Genomic DNA, 14,587 nt, shown 5'->3' on the forward strand with positions numbered 1-14,587 from the left:
AACCTTCCTTTACCATGGTCGTGCTTTTGTTGTTAGAGCTTTTAGCTCAATAGGGGGAGAGGTATGTTTCCTCTCCATGCCGATCAGGCTGCAACTGATACGTTGACTTGATAAGAAGTGTGCTTACGAATATTGATGACACCGGTATCAAGGATCAGGTATTGCCCCTTGATGCCCAGCAGTACGCCTTCAATAAGCGGTTTTTTATCAAAGGACATAGAAGTCACTTTGACAGGATATTGCTCGACGGGATAGCGAATATCGACGACTTCCGGATCGACCACCGGTGTTATGGCCTGTAATCCAAACTGTTCCTGAAGCGCTTCCAGCCGTGAAGCGTTCATCTCCAGCAGATCACTGGCCTGTGTTTTGAGATCCAGAGGTTCTGCCGTCCCTTTCAACATGGCACGCCAGTTGGTTCGATCATTCACAAACGCCTTGAACAGGGTTTCGATCAAACCGGACTGCTGTCGTGTAGAGACTCTGACAAAAGGCAGGGCCTGGGTCGCCCCCTGATCCACCCAGCGGGTGGGTACCTGAGTTGCGCGGGTGATACCGACCTTCAGACCCGAGGAGTTGGCGAGATAGACGACATGATCGGTCATACAGAACTTTTCACCCCAGGCGGCATCCCGACAAGTGCCTTCATGATAATGGCACTTTTCGGGACTCATAATACAGCTGTCACACTGGGGCAGCTTTTTGAAACAGGGATAACAGAAACCCTGGCTGAAACTTTTCCTGGTCTTGCGGCCACAGTGGCAGCAGTTGATTGCGCCTTGGTATTCAAGGGTCAGCTTTTTTCCCATCAGTTCATTCAGGGGCAGCCGATCATCGCCCACAGGCAGCTGGTACTCCACCGGCTGGCCTTCTTTCAGTAGCGATTCCATTTTGCGCAGTGCGCCACTCAGACGTTGAGTCAAGTTCTATACCTCAGTCTTTAAAGCGCAGAATGGTGGTTTCAGACTCATCCTGTCTGGATGCACTTTTGCAATTCACAGGCATGTAACCAATGCGCTCTTCTTCGGGCAGGTTATCGTGCTCCCAGGCGATCAGAGCCTCCAGGATGCCTTCTCTCTGGTCTGGTGTCAGCTTGTCACCATTGGGCCAGCGGCTCAGCTCCAGTGACTGTTTCATGTTCTGGTAAATTTCTGGCGTCATCTGAGCCAGAAAGTCTTTAAGCTGCATCAAATCCACTTATCCTCATCTGAATAGTTCCTGGTGGACAGTTAGCAATCCAGGAAAAGAATTTTGCCTTTCAGGCTTTTTAGCCCGTTACAAGGCAAAACAAATATGGAAGGATAATACTATCAAATCGCCACAAGCGAAAAAACGCAGTCTGCATCACCTTACCGGGATGTTTGCTGTAATTTCCGATAAAAAAAGCCTTAAGCGGAAGGTGCCACCAGCTCTGTATCACGAAGTCGGGGCATTTTCTTAATAAAGAGGACACACTCATGACTAACCAGATTCCTGTTATGCAGCGTTTGTCACCCATTCGCAACACTACCCGGGCTCAGGATGCCGATGCGCTGGCCGCTGAGCAGCTTCAACATTTTGGTATTCAACCTGACACGCCCTTTGGCCAATCCTTACTCAGCGCCGCCAGCAGTCTTTATCAGGCAGGTTCCGATATCAGCCAGTTCGAGAGCCTTTGTCAGGCCATAGCCTCACTGCCTGAGTCGGACAAAATCAGCCACTTTAATGCCAAAAAGTTTCTCTGTTTCCAGCTGGCCAAGCTGATCGACATGCTGCAACCCAGCATGAAGCAGGATTATCATGCCCTGGGAATGGATGTCAGCAGCCGGGTTGTCAAAGGTGACTACCCTCTGTTTGCCAATGTCGGCGCCCTGTTCTCGGCCACGCCCGCCGTGGTAAAGACTGCCACTTATCTCTATGCCTGTACCGAGTGGGTCGAAGATGCCTTTAACGGCAAGGAAAGCACTCACCCGATTTACAGCCGCCTGCTCAACCCGACATCGATCTCTCTGGCCAACACCCTGACCGCTCTGGAAGCAGGAGAAAATGCCGGTGACTACATGACCTGGAACTTCAACAGCGGTATGGCTGCGATTGATGCCCTGCTGGCAAACCAGCTCAGGCATGGCGACATTCTGCTCAGTTCCCGCAATGTTTATGGCGGTACTTTCCAGCTGATGCAGGATTTCTATGCCCGCCCTGACCGCATGGCCGTCAAGCTGGAATGGTTTGACGGATTTTCTGGCGAAGCATTCAGTGAGAAACTCAAACAGGTCGAAGAGAAATATAAGTCAGCCCTGAAAGATGGCAAAAAAATCCTGGTTTATCTGGAATCCCCCTGCAATCCCCACGGCAATGTGATTGATGTCGCCAGCATCTGTAAAAAAAGTCATGAGAAAGGTTATCTGGTGGCTCTCGATTCAACTCTGGCCACGCCCTTCCTTCATCGCCCACTGCGCAATAAGGACAAGAGCAAGCGACCTGACTGGGTCATCCACAGTTACACCAAAGACATCTCCGGCTCTGGCAGCGCCACTGCAGGTGGTATCGTTGCTGAAAGCCGTCGTATGTTCCTGCCCAAGAACACTGAGCATGAAGGCGTAAGCTGGCATGAAACCCTGTTCTGGGACGTGTACTACATCAAGGGCGCTTTCCTGGATGCCGATAAATCTCTGGACATTATCAATGGTCTGAAAACCCTGGAAAACCGAATGCTATCCAAGTGCATTAATACTCTGGTGTTCAGTCACTATCTTAATGCCCACGACCAGATCCAGGTCAACAGCCATGCCCTGAGCAGCCACCCTAACTCAGACTTGCGGGAACAGCAGCTCTATCTCGGCCTGCCCAGCCCGCTGTTCAGTATTGATATGGAGAAAGCCCGGATTCCGAGAGAAGCTTTCATCCGTTTCTTTGATGCCCTGGAACCGGCTTTTGGTCATATGGTCAGCCTTGGTCAGAGCAATACTTTGGTACTCTGTCCGGCCTTAACGTCTCATTCAGAAATGGACGAATCCGCCCAGAGAGAGGCGGGCATTTTTCTGACCACTATTCGTGTCGCCATGGGCGATGAAAACCCGAGAGATCTGATAAGACAGTTCAAGGCGTGTGCAAAACTTCATCTGGACCCGGTGATGCCGGGATTCTCCGAACAGTTTATGTCAGACGAAGAACTGGATAAAACGATACGGGAGACCCATCTGGATGTGCATTCCAGACATCTGGAATTTATGAGCAAAGAATAAAGACGACGATTCACTTATATCTGAAGGAACAGAGAACAAAGCTGGATGAAAGGGCCATAATGGATTCTTTTCATCCTGTTCCTGAACTGTTGAAGCAGCGTGGAGTATTGACAGATTCAGTTGAAAGTGAAGTCATTTATAGTCAGGCTGCCTCAGGAGTCAGCATGTTCATAATCAAGCGTATCAGGATATCTTTTTGTTTCGGGTCTGACTCTGCAACCAACAGAGTCAACGCTGCAAGACCTGTGTCGTTAATCACTGGTTGGTCATCCTCGTTCATAAGGCGACCATTGCGATACAGAAAGTCTACAAACAGGAAAGCACCGCTGCGCTTGTTACCATCCACAAACGGGTGGTTTTTTACCACAAAATAGAGCAAGTGCGCTGCTTTGCTCTCTACGGTTGGGTAGGCAGGTTCACCGAAAGTCGTCTGCTCAAGATTTCCCAATAATGCGCCCAAACCATCATCCCTGTTTTTTGCAAACAGCTCTGTGGCCTCGCCTCGCTGAATTAATTGCTTTTTCAGTTCATGTAATGATGCCATGGCCTGATGCTCATCGACCAAGGTGCCGCCGGTTTGACCTGCCGGTTCGTTCAATAAGCCCTCATCGTAGCGTTGCAGCCAGAGAAAGGTCTGAGTATACCGGCTGACAATTTCAACCAGCCCCCTGCCCGCCTCTGCTTCCAGTTCCGGCGTTGCTGCTGCTTTGCGAATCAGCGCTAAAGCAGCTTCCAACTCTTTGGCGTTTTCTTCAAAACGTTGCTGGTTGATGGAGAAACCGTGAGTAAGGTGATCATTCAGAGCTTTTGTAGCCCACTGCCTGAACTGAGTGCCTTTTTTAGAGTTGACTCTATAACCAATAGAAATAATGGCATCGAGATTGTAATACTCCACCTGATACGTTTTACCGTCGTTGGCAGTTGTTGCATTTTTTGCAACTACTTGCTCACGTACCAGTTCCTCATCATGAAAAATATTACGCAAATGGCGCGAAATCACCGATTTATCTCTATCAAACAGGTCTGCCATCTGATTCAGGCTTAGCCAGACGGTTTTCTCGGAAAGCTTGACTTGTATATTGCCGTTACCAGCCTGGTAGATTAATAGTTCACTCATTGTTTGTCCCAAATTTATTATTCAATGCGTGATCAAGAATAGCCTTTGATGACGCCAAGGTACCTGCCATTTTATTCTCAACAAACTTTTACCTGCTGCAACCTTTGGTTTTTGACAGAAATAAACACTTGTTCTTGTTGTTAGTCTACTTTGCACAAACAGAAAGAAAAGATGTCTGGATAATGATGGTAAAAACACTTTCTACGGTGCTTCTATTATTGCTGCTTTCGCTGTCTGTTATTTGTCAGGCCGAAAAGCTGACAAGACGTTTTATTGTCGAGTTTGCACCGCATCAGGGGACAGGTTCTCCGGATCGGGTCTTTTCCATAAAGCATAATCTGAATACATTGCCGGTCAGGCTGCTAGGAGGCCGACCGAGAATAGCGCCCGTAGCGAGGACGGCAGAAAATTGAGGATGAAAATTCGGTTTTGTGAGGAGAATAGCGAGCTATTTGACGAACAAAAGCGGATTTTTAGACCAATTTGCTGCCGCCGCAGTAGGGCAGTCTATTCTCGGTCGGCCTCCTAGTGCAGCCAAGCCTTGATATCCATACAGCCCACTCGTTCCGATACTCTGAGGTCGTCATTCCCGCGAAGGCGGGAATCCAGCGCCAACAGCGGGTCTCTGCCTTCTCGCGGATGAAAAGGCCAGGGGGGCACCGGGCAGTATGGTTCTGGTGGTGAGTCTGTGTGGATTCCCGCCTTCGCGGGAATGACGGGAGTGAGGCCGGAAATGACGGGAGGGGAACCAGGCTTTTGCGACACCCTCTGTTGCGTGGGAACGAGGGGTGTATGGATATCAGAGCTTAGCTGCACTAGGAGCCTGACCGAGAATAGCGCCCGTAGCGAGGACGGCAGAAAATTGAGGATGAAAATTCGGTTTTGTGAGGAGAATAGCGAGCTATTTGACGAACAAAAGCGTATTTTCAGACCAATTTGCTGCCGCCGCAGTAGGGCGGTCTATTCTCGGTCAGGCTCCTAGCAAAAACACCAGAGTGTCCTAGAATACTCACTGTCGTTATACGGCAGTAGGTTCGATTATGTTGAAGCAAAAGACAAGCCAAAGCTTTCTACCCGCGCTATTGGTGGCTGTGTTCTTACTCTCTTCCCCGGATGCTTCCTCCGATGGTTTCGGGCACATAGAATTCTTACAGAAAATCGGGACCGATAAAGATGTTTACATAGCTAAGCCAGTGCAGGATCCATCGGATGCATGCGTTGATTATGTCTCACCGGCCTCTGTGCAGACGGTTCCGGGATATGAGAACGGACAAACTATGAATATTCATTACGTTGATACGGGGATCTGTGACAGGTCCTGGGCTTCCGTGCTGTTCAAGGTAAAAAGCAAAAATCACTCTGGAAGATCAGCCCAACTTTTGTGGTTTAAAGATTTGCATCAGGATCCCTATGCAACGATAGGCGAAGATGCAGATCCAGACGGATTGTTATGGATTGACAATAGCGATAGCAGCAAGATTAAAGTCTGGGTCAGTTATGATCACTAGACCGAGAATAGCGCCCGTCTAGGCGACCCCGTAGCGAGGACGGCAGAAACACGATGGTCCTGCCCACTTTGCAGAGGGGACCTGTCATCATTGGCACAATCACCGGATTTTGTAGCGGGCATGGAGGCACAGCAGGACTTGGCAGATTCTTATAACGAGACCCTGGGTATCAGTTCCTCGCAAACGACTTATTTCGGGGAGGTATCAGAAACAATCATCGAACCTGCAGCTTCTTTCACCAGCCTTCTGCATTCGAGCTCTGCCGACGGCAACCGACAGCACCCAGGCCAGCCCCCTCCTTAACCATTAAGTCTTAATTCTGGACTTGAACATCAAAGCGGCCAGCCCACCCAATAAAGCCCCGGATACCAGTCCTCCGAGGTGTGCAGCGTTTGCCATCTGTCCCAGCAATGGCCCCAGAACACCGGTATAACCAATCACCAGCCAGACAAGCATAAAGCCGTAGATCGCCGGTGGCAGTCCCATATAAAAACTTTTGTCAAGCCTTTCACGTACCATGCTGTAACCCATCAGACCGTACACCACACCGGAAAGACCACCAAACAGCACAGACCCCTCTGACATGGCATATTGGGCAAAATTTGACAGAACCCCGGTCAGCAAAACCAGCCCCAGCAGATGGATACCGCCCTGATGCATTTCGATTCTGCCACCCAGCACATAGAACATCAGGGCATTGAACACCAGATGCAGAATCCCGAAATGAATGAAGATCGGAGTGATCAGACGCCAGTATTGATGACTCTCCAGAGTATGTTCCAGAGTGGCATAATAGATGTAGCCATTAGCTAGCTTGAAGTCTACGAAGGTGAAACTGGAAATAGCCTGAATATTCTCGCCCAGATGAGTCAGGACAGCCACCACCAGACAAATCGCAAGAATCAGGAAGGTGAAGGGAAAGCGTTTCCAGGGAATGTTTTTGAAAAAGTTTCCCACTTCAGGTCCTCTTCGGGGAGGCGCCACTTCCAGCTCAAGTTCTCCGGATTGCCAGTCCCGGTAAAACTTTTCTACCGCTTCTCCCTGCTGCTCATTCTGGGTCCACAGTACCTGTTTCCCGGATTCCTCGGTAATTCTGTGGGGCACTCCCTGCCGGTAAAGAAAGTAGGACAATGCACTCAAATCCTTATGTGCAGAAAGCTCAAGCGCCCTATACATAGTCAACTCTTGTAATGCTCAAACAGGTAATTGTAGACAAAAATGTCACTCTGCATCCTCATTGGGATACCATCTTAATTTGGATCGACAGGCTTCGTAAAAATTGTGATTTAAAGGATGCAACAATCTCAGACTTTGCTTCTTTTTACGAATCAGGATGACATCATCAGGCATCAGCTCGATATCCACCTGCCCGTCAAAGCTGATGCGTGGATGGATTTCATTGCCTTCATGAATCACAAGCTTCAACTGACTGTTACCATCCACAACCAGGGGCCGGTTAGTCAACATATGAGGATACATGGGGACCAGCACAATAGCATCCAGCTTTGGATGCATGATGGGTCCACCACCCGACAGAGCATAAGCTGTTGAGCCTGTAGGCGTTGCCATAATCAGACCATCAGAACGCTGGCGATAGACAAACTGGTCTTCAATAAACAATTCAAACTCTATGATCTTGGTGGACACCCCCGGATGCAGCACCACATCATTGAGAGCATCGCCACAACCAATGGTTTGACCCTGGCGCTCAACCTTGGCTTCCAGCAGAAACCGCTTCTCCATTCGGTAATGGCCATTGAGCATTTCGCCAATACAGGTTTCCAGCTCATCGGGTGAAACATCGGTCAGAAAGCCCAAACGTCCAAGGTTGACACCCACTACCGGAACATCATGGACAGAAAGCTCTCTGCCTGCTCCTAATAAACTGCCGTCACCTCCGATGACTACCACCAGATCACAGGTTTTACCCATGCTCGCCCGGTCGCAGACCTGAAAACCATGCCCCGGCAAAAGGCCCGACAATTGCTCATCCAGAGATACAGTCACTCCCTGCAACTGCAGAAAATCGGTCAGACGCTTCAAGGTGTCTTCGATATGGGCCTTACCCTGACGCCCGGTAATCCCAACCTGCTTGAATTCTTCCATCGGTCTAAATCACTTATCGTTGGTGAATTTATCCTGCCTGGATGACACCACACCCAGGATTGGGTGACCGTTGTTATCCTTTGAATGTAAACACACTGATTTGAATCTGTTACTCTTATTCATCACCTGTCGGCTTCTCACAGTCGGCAATGATCAGCCATCATTTTATTATTCAAAGCCATCGTTCGGACACCATGAACTGCCAAAAATGATTCGCCTCTCTCATCAGCAGATAGCCCGGGATGTGCAATGGTTACTCAGCAGCCCTTCCATCATTAACCCTGATTATGATGCGAGGTTTATCTGCCCGGCAACCTGCCCGGTGCATAATGCCCAGATTACAGGCTCTGGCTATTCAGAGCTAGTAGAGATTCTGCGTCAGCGACGGAGTCATCTGCTGGGTATCTATTATGAATCACTCTGGCAATACATCCTCAGACATTCAGAAAACTATCAGCTGATTGCCTGCAATCTTCAGATTCAGAATAATCACCAGACACTGGGTGAGTTCGACCTGATTCTCAAGTCCCTCAAGGACGAGGTTTTTATTCACCGGGAACTCGCCGTCAAGTACTACCTGGGTCTTCCCTCCCACACTCACTCGGCCAGCCCATGGCACCACTGGATTGGACCAGGTCTGCACGACCGCATGGACAAGAAGCTCAACCATATGTTGCACCATCAGATTACGCTTTCACAGACGCTGGCTGGACAACGTGCACTCAACGCTCTGGATATCTCAGGGATAGAGACGGAAATACTTTTTCAGGGATACCTTTTTTATCCGGTCACAGGCATCTGCCCACCCCCTGAAGATTGCTCTGTTTATCATCCGAGAGGACACTGGCTACCCTTTAATCAGCTGTCGTCCTGGCTGGAACTCGAGGAAGGCGAAGTCTGCTACCTGCCTCTGCCAAAATCGCTCTGGCTATCGTCCTACAGAGGCCTGTCTGATGCAGCGACTCATCTCTCCGGAGACGAACTGATCAAGCGCATGCAACTGCAACTATCCAACAGTGCGCGCCCTCAAATGGTGGTTCGATGCCATGAAAAAGAGGGTGAACTGTGTGAAAACAGTCGTTTTTTTGTGGTGCCCGATGACTGGGAAGCCAGGGCGAGAATAGCCGCCAAAATATAAACGACTCTTGTTAACCAATCATTTTTATATAACAATTTGTAACAACTATTTATCGGCATTGATAAATAATTAAAAGGATTACTTTTGCTAATAGGGTATTGTTTTATGAAACGCCGGAGCTTCTTCATCAACCGTTTCTGCAGTAAGCTGTTCTTCATTCTTGCCACTCTTTTTGTTCTGCAATCACCGGCAAGTCATGCCATGGGGTTGATTGATACCCTGACCAGCCAACTAAATGTCAGCAAGTTCCAGGCCGAAGGAGGTGCAGGCGCCCTTCTTCAGTTAGCCAACTCCCAATTATCAAAAGAAGACTTCAGTGTAATCAAGGAAGCTCTACCGGAAACATCGGACTTATTAAAGGCAGCTCCGGAAGTGACCCATGACAAAAACTCATCGTCGCTGTTAAGCAGTTCCAGTTTACTGGGCAATTTCGACACCCTGAGTCAGCAGTTTACAAAACTGGGTCTGAAGGACGAGATGATTTCGAAGTTTTCAACCATACTGATCGATTATCTCAAGGCTAGCCCCAGTGGCAAAGCCGCCGGGCTGTTAAGTTCGGCTCTTCCTTCGGGGATAACCGACACTGTGGGCTCGCTGATTAATAAATTCAAGTAGCCCACTCCCTGAAGCCACGACGCCCCTGGAGGCCGCCGGTATGAATGAGTAGCAGCCTGCTGATCCCCGACAGCCCTCCCGATTGGGCCATCTTTTTCAGAGCGAAAAATAGTTTACCCGTATAAACCGGGTCCAGAGGGACTCCGGTTTCCCGCTCGAATTCCAGAATAAACTGAATAAGACCGGGGGTGGTTTTGCCATAGCCGCCACAATGGTAATCGAGCTCAAGATTCCATCGTGTTGCGGCCGGGGAGAGATACTGCTGAATATCATCCTTCAGAAAGCCTGCTCCCCTGAGCACGGCAACCCCCCTCACGCGGGTGTCACTGCCTGCACTGCGAATAATGCCGGCCATGGTGGCTCCGGTACCACAGGCGAGCCAGATCTCATCATATTCCGAAGCCCGGATGGAGCCTGCGTCAAGAATATCCTCACATCCCCTGACACCCTCTTCGCCCGAGCCTCCTTCGGGAACAATCATCAGCTGATCCAGAGAGAGCGACAGTTGTTTTAAAAGCGCCTGCTGATATTCAGTCTCGTATCGCTTCTTATAATCAGCACGACTGACATAGATCAGTCTCATACCCCAGCGTTCTGCATCCTGCAACATGGCAGAAGGTTTAGCCGGTTTCTCACCGCGAATAATGCCTATTGTCTGAAAGCCAAAACGATAACCTGCCGCCGCCATAGCATGAAGATGATTAGACCAGGCGCCACCAAAACTTAAAAGTGTTCTGATCTTTCTTGAATGCGCTTCAATGAGAAAGTATTTAAGCTTGAACCACTTGTTACCGCTGATTAGCGGATCAACTTGATCAAGGCGAAGGATATCAACAGCAATAGGGCAATTACCTACGAGATAAGTATTTATTCTTTCAACAGGTACACTATTACCAATAAGATTTAAAAAACACATAACCCTGTTTGCTCTTCTGGTTTAACTCTGAGTAAACGAAGATGGCGTAATATGCCAGTGATACAAACGATATCAGTAATAAATAATAAATATAACAAGCCTTCATTCCACTGATCTACGTGCTACAATGGAATCTCACTTAAACATTGTACTCTTACCTGATACCCGAAAAGACAGTGTCTCCAACGACACTTGGTGCTTTGAAAGGTCGCAGAAAAGCAGCTACAGCGTCCCCGGAGATAGAGAAAAAATGGCAAACAAACTGTTCGTTGGTAACCTGGCCTTCGCCGCAACAGAACAAGATCTGGAAGAGGCTTTTGGTGCCTTCGGCGAAATCGAGGAGGCGAAAATCATCCTTGATCGTGAAACCGGTCGTTCTCGTGGCTTTGCTTTCGTAACTTTCAGTTCCGCAGATGCTGCAGAAGCAGCTCTTGCTCTGGATGGTCAGGATGTAGCGGGTCGCAGCATCCGCGTCAGTATCGCAACCGAACGTCCCCGCAACAACAACGGCGGCGCTCGTCGTGGCTTTGGTGGTAATCGTGAAGGCGGTCGTCGCTTCTGACAAAAAGCACGTTCCGCTTCCAAAAAAGCTGGTTCAGTGCTAGCTTTTTTTTCGCCTGAAACCTGGCCATCTGTGAATAAAAAAAACGACTACCCAAAGATAATCGATTTTATGTATGGCGGTGGGTGGGGAACCGTTTGCAGAATTTTCTGATAACAGCCATATTTCAAATTTTTATAAATAGATCCACTGAAATATCAGTAGTTGGTGTATAGCGTACCAACGTTCAAAGTTATAAAATCTTCATCCCAGTCAACAACATCAAATGCCACGTCAATGAGCCGAAACGAGCGCAACGTTCAATTTTACGATTTCTATCTCACAGCACGGGATGTGAGCCTGAAAGGTGTTAAGTTCCCCTGCTCTGTTGATTTTTTGACCCTTGCCACCCACTGGCAAGAGTTAAGTGAAAAAAATAGGACGTCCATATGAAGGAAAAAAATAAAAAATGTTAGTTTGTCAAATATAAGGGTGTCCAATTATTTCGGAATCATTGATTTTAACCGTTACCAGTGTTGATTCGGATGATCCAAAAGTTATATCAAACCGGGGACATGCATAGAAAATATTGAGATACTCGATAATAGAAGACGGCGGCAACTTCTAAGTTGCCATTTTAGAGCCTGCAATGACTTTGATCCCGGCTTTTGGTCAGTGTGTAGTCAACGCCTACTACCAAAGTGGTACTCAGACTGTCCTTAACCGTAATGGTCTTGGTCAGGTCAGGCATTTTATCGAACGGGATCAGTTCATCAGCCACACCAAAAGACGTGTGGGGTTCATCGGTAACTGCCGTAAAGTCGTGGGCAGTGAGGCTGGCAGAAATAGACGAGATCCGGCTGATAGTGTTTCGGTTACCGCCACCGCCCAGATAGTTTTTCAGTTCCTTTTTATCTTCTTCAAAACTGAACTTGAACTCGCTGACGTTACCAACGGGCAGCAGAGGCGCGCTGCCATCGGCAGGTTTGAGGTAGATGCTTCCGGCACCAATAAAACTACGATCTATCCTAGACATGGTTTTTCTCCTATCTTGTAGGCCATGGGTTAATCATGGGAGGGTTTTACATGTTAGAAATGCTGTTTGAACAGCTCAATGTGCTTGGTAGACAGTTAGAGGTTTGTTGTCAGAGTCCAATGACTGGCTTCTTTCGGAACGGATATTGCCATACCTGTCCACAGGACTCCGGCAGTCATACGGTCTGCGCCCGGATGACCGATGAGTTCCTGCAATTTTCCCTGTCCAAAGGTAACGACCTCATCACACCTAATCCTGCGTTTGGCTTTCCCGGCCTGAAAGCCGGTGACCGTTGGTGTCTGTGCGTAAGTCGCTGGGTGGAGGCTCATAAGGCAGGTGTCGCTCCGCCGGTTTACCTGGCTGCGACCAATATGGCAGCGCTTGAAATGGTTGACTTGGCGACGCTGGAGCAGATGGCATTGGATTGTTATTAAACGACGACTTCAATGTGTAGCTGCAAGTCAGCAAACGAAAGATGGGCATTGCTTGGGGCAATATCAAACCGGATTTCACTGAAGCTGATATTTCGGGCTTCTGGAGTGAAGCGTTGCCCAGTGGTGAATAGCTCACGGATAGCAGTATCGGTGCCAACCAATGTCAGGTAGACCCCTTTCTTGTTTTTGGTTTTGGGAAATGTGGCGATAGGTTTGCCTGCCTGAGATGAACCCTTAACTGGCATTTCATCGATCATCGGAGCAATGCGCTGCTTGGAGGTTCGCTTTGCCATATCCAGCGTGGGCAGCACATACATCATCGGACCCGGCGTATGGTCAATCACATAGCCCAGCCAGTTATTGCCACATTCAGTGCCGCCCACCTGGGCACCTTTCATAAATACCACCTGCTCAACAGGTGACGATGGTGAGAGACAATCCATGATCTCTTTCAGGTACGGTGTGCGGGAAGTTCGCCAGCGTCCTGCTTCTTTGGTGGCTTTTGCTGGAAGAATCCGCTTTTGATCAGCCCATTCGGAAACGGTCAGGCGAGTGTCTGGTCTCAGCCCTTTGAAGAAGCCTTCAAAATATGGACTTTTGACTGACAGGCTATTAACCATTTAAACAACCTTTGAAGAAATCTATTAATAGGTCTATTATTTGATCTTTTAATGAACCGTAAAAGGAGCTTGCTATGGCCTCAGTCCATCCTATTCTCGCTGACGTCAGTGCTGGGATATCCGAACTAAAAAAGAACCCGATGGCCGTTCTGAAAGAAGCCAATGGTGAAACCGTGGCCATCCTGAATCGCAATCAACCCGTGTTTTATGCGGTACCAGCCCATCTTTATGAAGCCATGCTCGATGCTTTGGACGACCTGGAACTCGCTGCCATCGTCGAAGAACGCAAAAATGATGAGAGGATTCGGGTAAATATTGATGACCTATGAGCTGGATTTTTCTGCACTGGCGTGGAAAGAATGACAGAAACTCAACTCCACGGTGAGAGAACAGTTCAAAGCCAAGCTGCATAAACGCTTGGAGAACCCCAGAGTCCCGAAAGATAAGCTGTCCGGCTAAAGGTGGGGGATGAAAACTCGGGCAGGAGTGAAAAAACCGTATTTTTTAGGGCTAAACAACGAAAAAAACCTAGCGACAAAAATCACTAGGTTCTTGAATATGGCGGACCGGACGGGACTCGAACCCGCGACCTCCGGCGTGACAGGCCGGCATTCTAACCAACTGAACTACCGGTCCGCATTCTTTTTAATAAAGAACAGTATTTAATCACTGCTCTCTATAAATCTGGTGGGTGATGACGGGATCGAACCGCCGACCCTCTGCTTGTAAGGCAGATGCTCTCCCAGCTGAGCTAATCACCCTGATCTGAAGCTTTTGGCTTCAGAAATCGATTGCGCCTGTCGTGCAATCTTTGCTTTCAATCAAGAAACCTGGCGGACCGGACGGGACTCGAACCCGCGACCTCCGGCGTGACAGGCCGGCATTCTAACCAACTGAACTACCGGTCCGCATTCTTTTTAATAAAGAACAGTATTTAATCACTGTTCTCTATAAATCTGGTGGGTGATGACGGGATCGAACCGCCGACCCTCTGCTTGTAAGGCAGATGCTCTCCCAGCTGAGCTAATCACCCTGATCTGAAGCTTTTCGCTTCAGAGATCGATTGCGCCTGTCGTACAATCTTTGCTTTCAATCAAGAAACCTGGCGGACCGGACGGGACTCGAACCCGCGACCTCCGGCGTGACAGGCCGGCATTCTAACCAACTGAACTACCGGTCCGCATTCATTTAATAAAGAGCACATTTAATCACTGCTCTCTATAAAAACTGGTGGGTGATGACGGGATCGAACCGCCGACCCTCTGCTTGTAAGGCAGATGCTCTCCCAGCTGAGCTAATCACCCAAAGTATTTTTTAACGACCCCTGGCTGA

General features: G+C 48.7%; 16 protein-coding genes and 6 tRNA genes. 7 read left to right on the forward strand and 15 right to left on the reverse strand.

The annotated features are described in order from the left end of the window. Positions 1 to 83: 83 nt before the first annotated feature. Both ACOJUO_RS24085 and ACOJUO_RS24090 read right to left on the reverse strand, forming a co-directional pair. Positions 84 to 923, reverse strand: a complete 840-nt coding sequence (locus tag ACOJUO_RS24085) for a DUF2797 domain-containing protein (RefSeq protein ID WP_422138429.1) — start codon at positions 921 to 923, stop codon at positions 84 to 86. A gap of 10 nt (positions 924 to 933) precedes the next feature. Continuing rightward, on the reverse strand, positions 934 to 1,188 hold the full coding sequence (locus ACOJUO_RS24090; protein ID WP_422138430.1) for a DUF1315 family protein: 255 nt from the start codon (positions 1,186 to 1,188) through the stop codon (positions 934 to 936). Positions 1,189 to 1,457: 269 nt separating this feature from the next. Here ACOJUO_RS24090 and ACOJUO_RS24095 point away from each other — a divergent pair, with 269 nt between their 5' ends. Continuing rightward, positions 1,458 to 3,224: a trans-sulfuration enzyme family protein gene (locus ACOJUO_RS24095; protein ID WP_422138431.1), complete on the forward strand. Its 1,767-nt coding sequence runs from the start codon at positions 1,458 to 1,460 to the stop codon at positions 3,222 to 3,224. A gap of 142 nt (positions 3,225 to 3,366) precedes the next feature. Here the strand turns inward: ACOJUO_RS24095 and rhuM are convergent, their stop codons facing one another. After that, entirely contained in the window at positions 3,367 to 4,341 is a 975-nt protein-coding gene (rhuM, locus tag ACOJUO_RS24100; RefSeq protein WP_422138432.1) for a RhuM family protein, read from the reverse strand. Between the two features lie 525 nt (positions 4,342 to 4,866). Then, on the reverse strand, positions 4,867 to 5,106 hold the full coding sequence (locus tag ACOJUO_RS24105) for a hypothetical protein (protein WP_422134421.1): 240 nt from the start codon (positions 5,104 to 5,106) through the stop codon (positions 4,867 to 4,869). A 275-nt stretch (positions 5,107 to 5,381) separates the two neighbouring features. Here ACOJUO_RS24105 and ACOJUO_RS24110 point away from each other — a divergent pair, with 275 nt between their 5' ends. Next, the gene (locus ACOJUO_RS24110) at positions 5,382 to 5,849 is read left to right on the forward strand and encodes a hypothetical protein (RefSeq protein ID WP_422138433.1); all 468 of its coding nucleotides are present in this window, start codon (positions 5,382 to 5,384) and stop codon (positions 5,847 to 5,849) included. A 306-nt stretch (positions 5,850 to 6,155) separates the two neighbouring features. Here the strand turns inward: ACOJUO_RS24110 and ACOJUO_RS24115 are convergent, their stop codons facing one another. Further along, the gene (locus tag ACOJUO_RS24115; RefSeq protein WP_422134423.1) at positions 6,156 to 7,025 is read right to left on the reverse strand and encodes a rhomboid family intramembrane serine protease; all 870 of its coding nucleotides are present in this window, start codon (positions 7,023 to 7,025) and stop codon (positions 6,156 to 6,158) included. A 45-nt stretch (positions 7,026 to 7,070) separates the two neighbouring features. Further along, complete coding sequence (locus ACOJUO_RS24120; protein ID WP_422134424.1) at positions 7,071 to 7,955, reverse strand: NAD(+) kinase; 885 nt, start codon at positions 7,953 to 7,955, stop codon at positions 7,071 to 7,073. 208 nt (positions 7,956 to 8,163) lie between these two features. Here ACOJUO_RS24120 and ACOJUO_RS24125 point away from each other — a divergent pair, with 208 nt between their 5' ends. Both ACOJUO_RS24125 and ACOJUO_RS24130 read left to right on the forward strand, forming a co-directional pair. After that, positions 8,164 to 9,093 (forward strand): DUF1853 family protein, encoded by a 930-nt coding sequence (locus ACOJUO_RS24125; protein WP_422138434.1) that lies wholly within the window; start codon positions 8,164 to 8,166, stop codon positions 9,091 to 9,093. Between the two features lie 105 nt (positions 9,094 to 9,198). After that, positions 9,199 to 9,708, forward strand: a complete 510-nt coding sequence (locus ACOJUO_RS24130) for a DUF2780 domain-containing protein (protein ID WP_422138435.1) — start codon at positions 9,199 to 9,201, stop codon at positions 9,706 to 9,708. Here the strand turns inward: ACOJUO_RS24130 and ACOJUO_RS24135 are convergent. Next, positions 9,701 to 10,624 carry a 1-aminocyclopropane-1-carboxylate deaminase/D-cysteine desulfhydrase gene (locus tag ACOJUO_RS24135; RefSeq protein ID WP_422138436.1) on the reverse strand — a complete coding sequence of 308 codons (924 nt, stop codon included), beginning with the start codon at positions 10,622 to 10,624 and terminating at the stop codon, positions 9,701 to 9,703. The genes ACOJUO_RS24130 and ACOJUO_RS24135 overlap by 8 nt on opposite strands. Before the next feature lie 127 nt (positions 10,625 to 10,751). Here ACOJUO_RS24135 and ACOJUO_RS24140 point away from each other — a divergent pair, with 127 nt between their 5' ends. Then, positions 10,752 to 11,186, forward strand: coding sequence for a hypothetical protein (locus tag ACOJUO_RS24140; protein WP_317142302.1), 435 nt, complete (start codon positions 10,752 to 10,754; stop codon positions 11,184 to 11,186). Positions 11,187 to 11,802: 616 nt separating this feature from the next. Here the strand turns inward: ACOJUO_RS24140 and ACOJUO_RS24145 are convergent. Next, a complete protein-coding gene (locus tag ACOJUO_RS24145) occupies positions 11,803 to 12,201 on the reverse strand; it encodes a hypothetical protein (protein ID WP_422134434.1) in 399 nt (132 codons plus the stop codon). A 50-nt stretch (positions 12,202 to 12,251) separates the two neighbouring features. Between ACOJUO_RS24145 and ACOJUO_RS24150 the strand changes: the two genes are divergently transcribed. Next, entirely contained in the window at positions 12,252 to 12,635 is a 384-nt protein-coding gene (locus ACOJUO_RS24150; protein ID WP_422134435.1) for a DUF2237 family protein, read from the forward strand. On the opposite strand, the gene ACOJUO_RS24155 is transcribed toward ACOJUO_RS24150, so the two are convergent. Continuing rightward, positions 12,632 to 13,255, reverse strand: a complete 624-nt coding sequence (locus ACOJUO_RS24155; RefSeq protein ID WP_422138437.1) for a phage terminase large subunit family protein — start codon at positions 13,253 to 13,255, stop codon at positions 12,632 to 12,634. The two genes, ACOJUO_RS24150 and ACOJUO_RS24155, sit on opposite strands and share 4 nt — an antisense overlap. A gap of 74 nt (positions 13,256 to 13,329) precedes the next feature. Here ACOJUO_RS24155 and ACOJUO_RS24160 point away from each other — a divergent pair, with 74 nt between their 5' ends. Then, the gene (locus ACOJUO_RS24160) at positions 13,330 to 13,584 is read left to right on the forward strand and encodes a type II toxin-antitoxin system Phd/YefM family antitoxin (RefSeq protein WP_422134437.1); all 255 of its coding nucleotides are present in this window, start codon (positions 13,330 to 13,332) and stop codon (positions 13,582 to 13,584) included. Positions 13,585 to 13,814: 230 nt separating this feature from the next. Here the strand turns inward: ACOJUO_RS24160 and ACOJUO_RS24165 are convergent. The 6 genes from ACOJUO_RS24165 to ACOJUO_RS24190 form a co-directional block, all read right to left on the reverse strand. Further along, positions 13,815 to 13,891 (reverse strand) — tRNA-Asp (locus ACOJUO_RS24165). A gap of 49 nt (positions 13,892 to 13,940) precedes the next feature. Then, positions 13,941 to 14,016 (reverse strand) — tRNA-Val (locus ACOJUO_RS24170). A 70-nt stretch (positions 14,017 to 14,086) separates the two neighbouring features. After that, a tRNA-Asp gene (locus ACOJUO_RS24175) sits at positions 14,087 to 14,163 on the reverse strand. Between the two features lie 49 nt (positions 14,164 to 14,212). Next, positions 14,213 to 14,288, reverse strand: a tRNA-Val gene (locus ACOJUO_RS24180). Positions 14,289 to 14,358: 70 nt separating this feature from the next. Continuing rightward, positions 14,359 to 14,435, reverse strand: a tRNA-Asp gene (locus ACOJUO_RS24185). Between the two features lie 48 nt (positions 14,436 to 14,483). Beyond that, a tRNA-Val gene (locus ACOJUO_RS24190) sits at positions 14,484 to 14,559 on the reverse strand. Between the last annotated feature and the right edge of the window lie 28 nt (positions 14,560 to 14,587).

The sequence above is a fragment of the Endozoicomonas sp. ALC020 genome (assembly GCF_049275935.1).
Taxonomy (GTDB): domain Bacteria; phylum Pseudomonadota; class Gammaproteobacteria; order Pseudomonadales; family Endozoicomonadaceae; genus Endozoicomonas_A.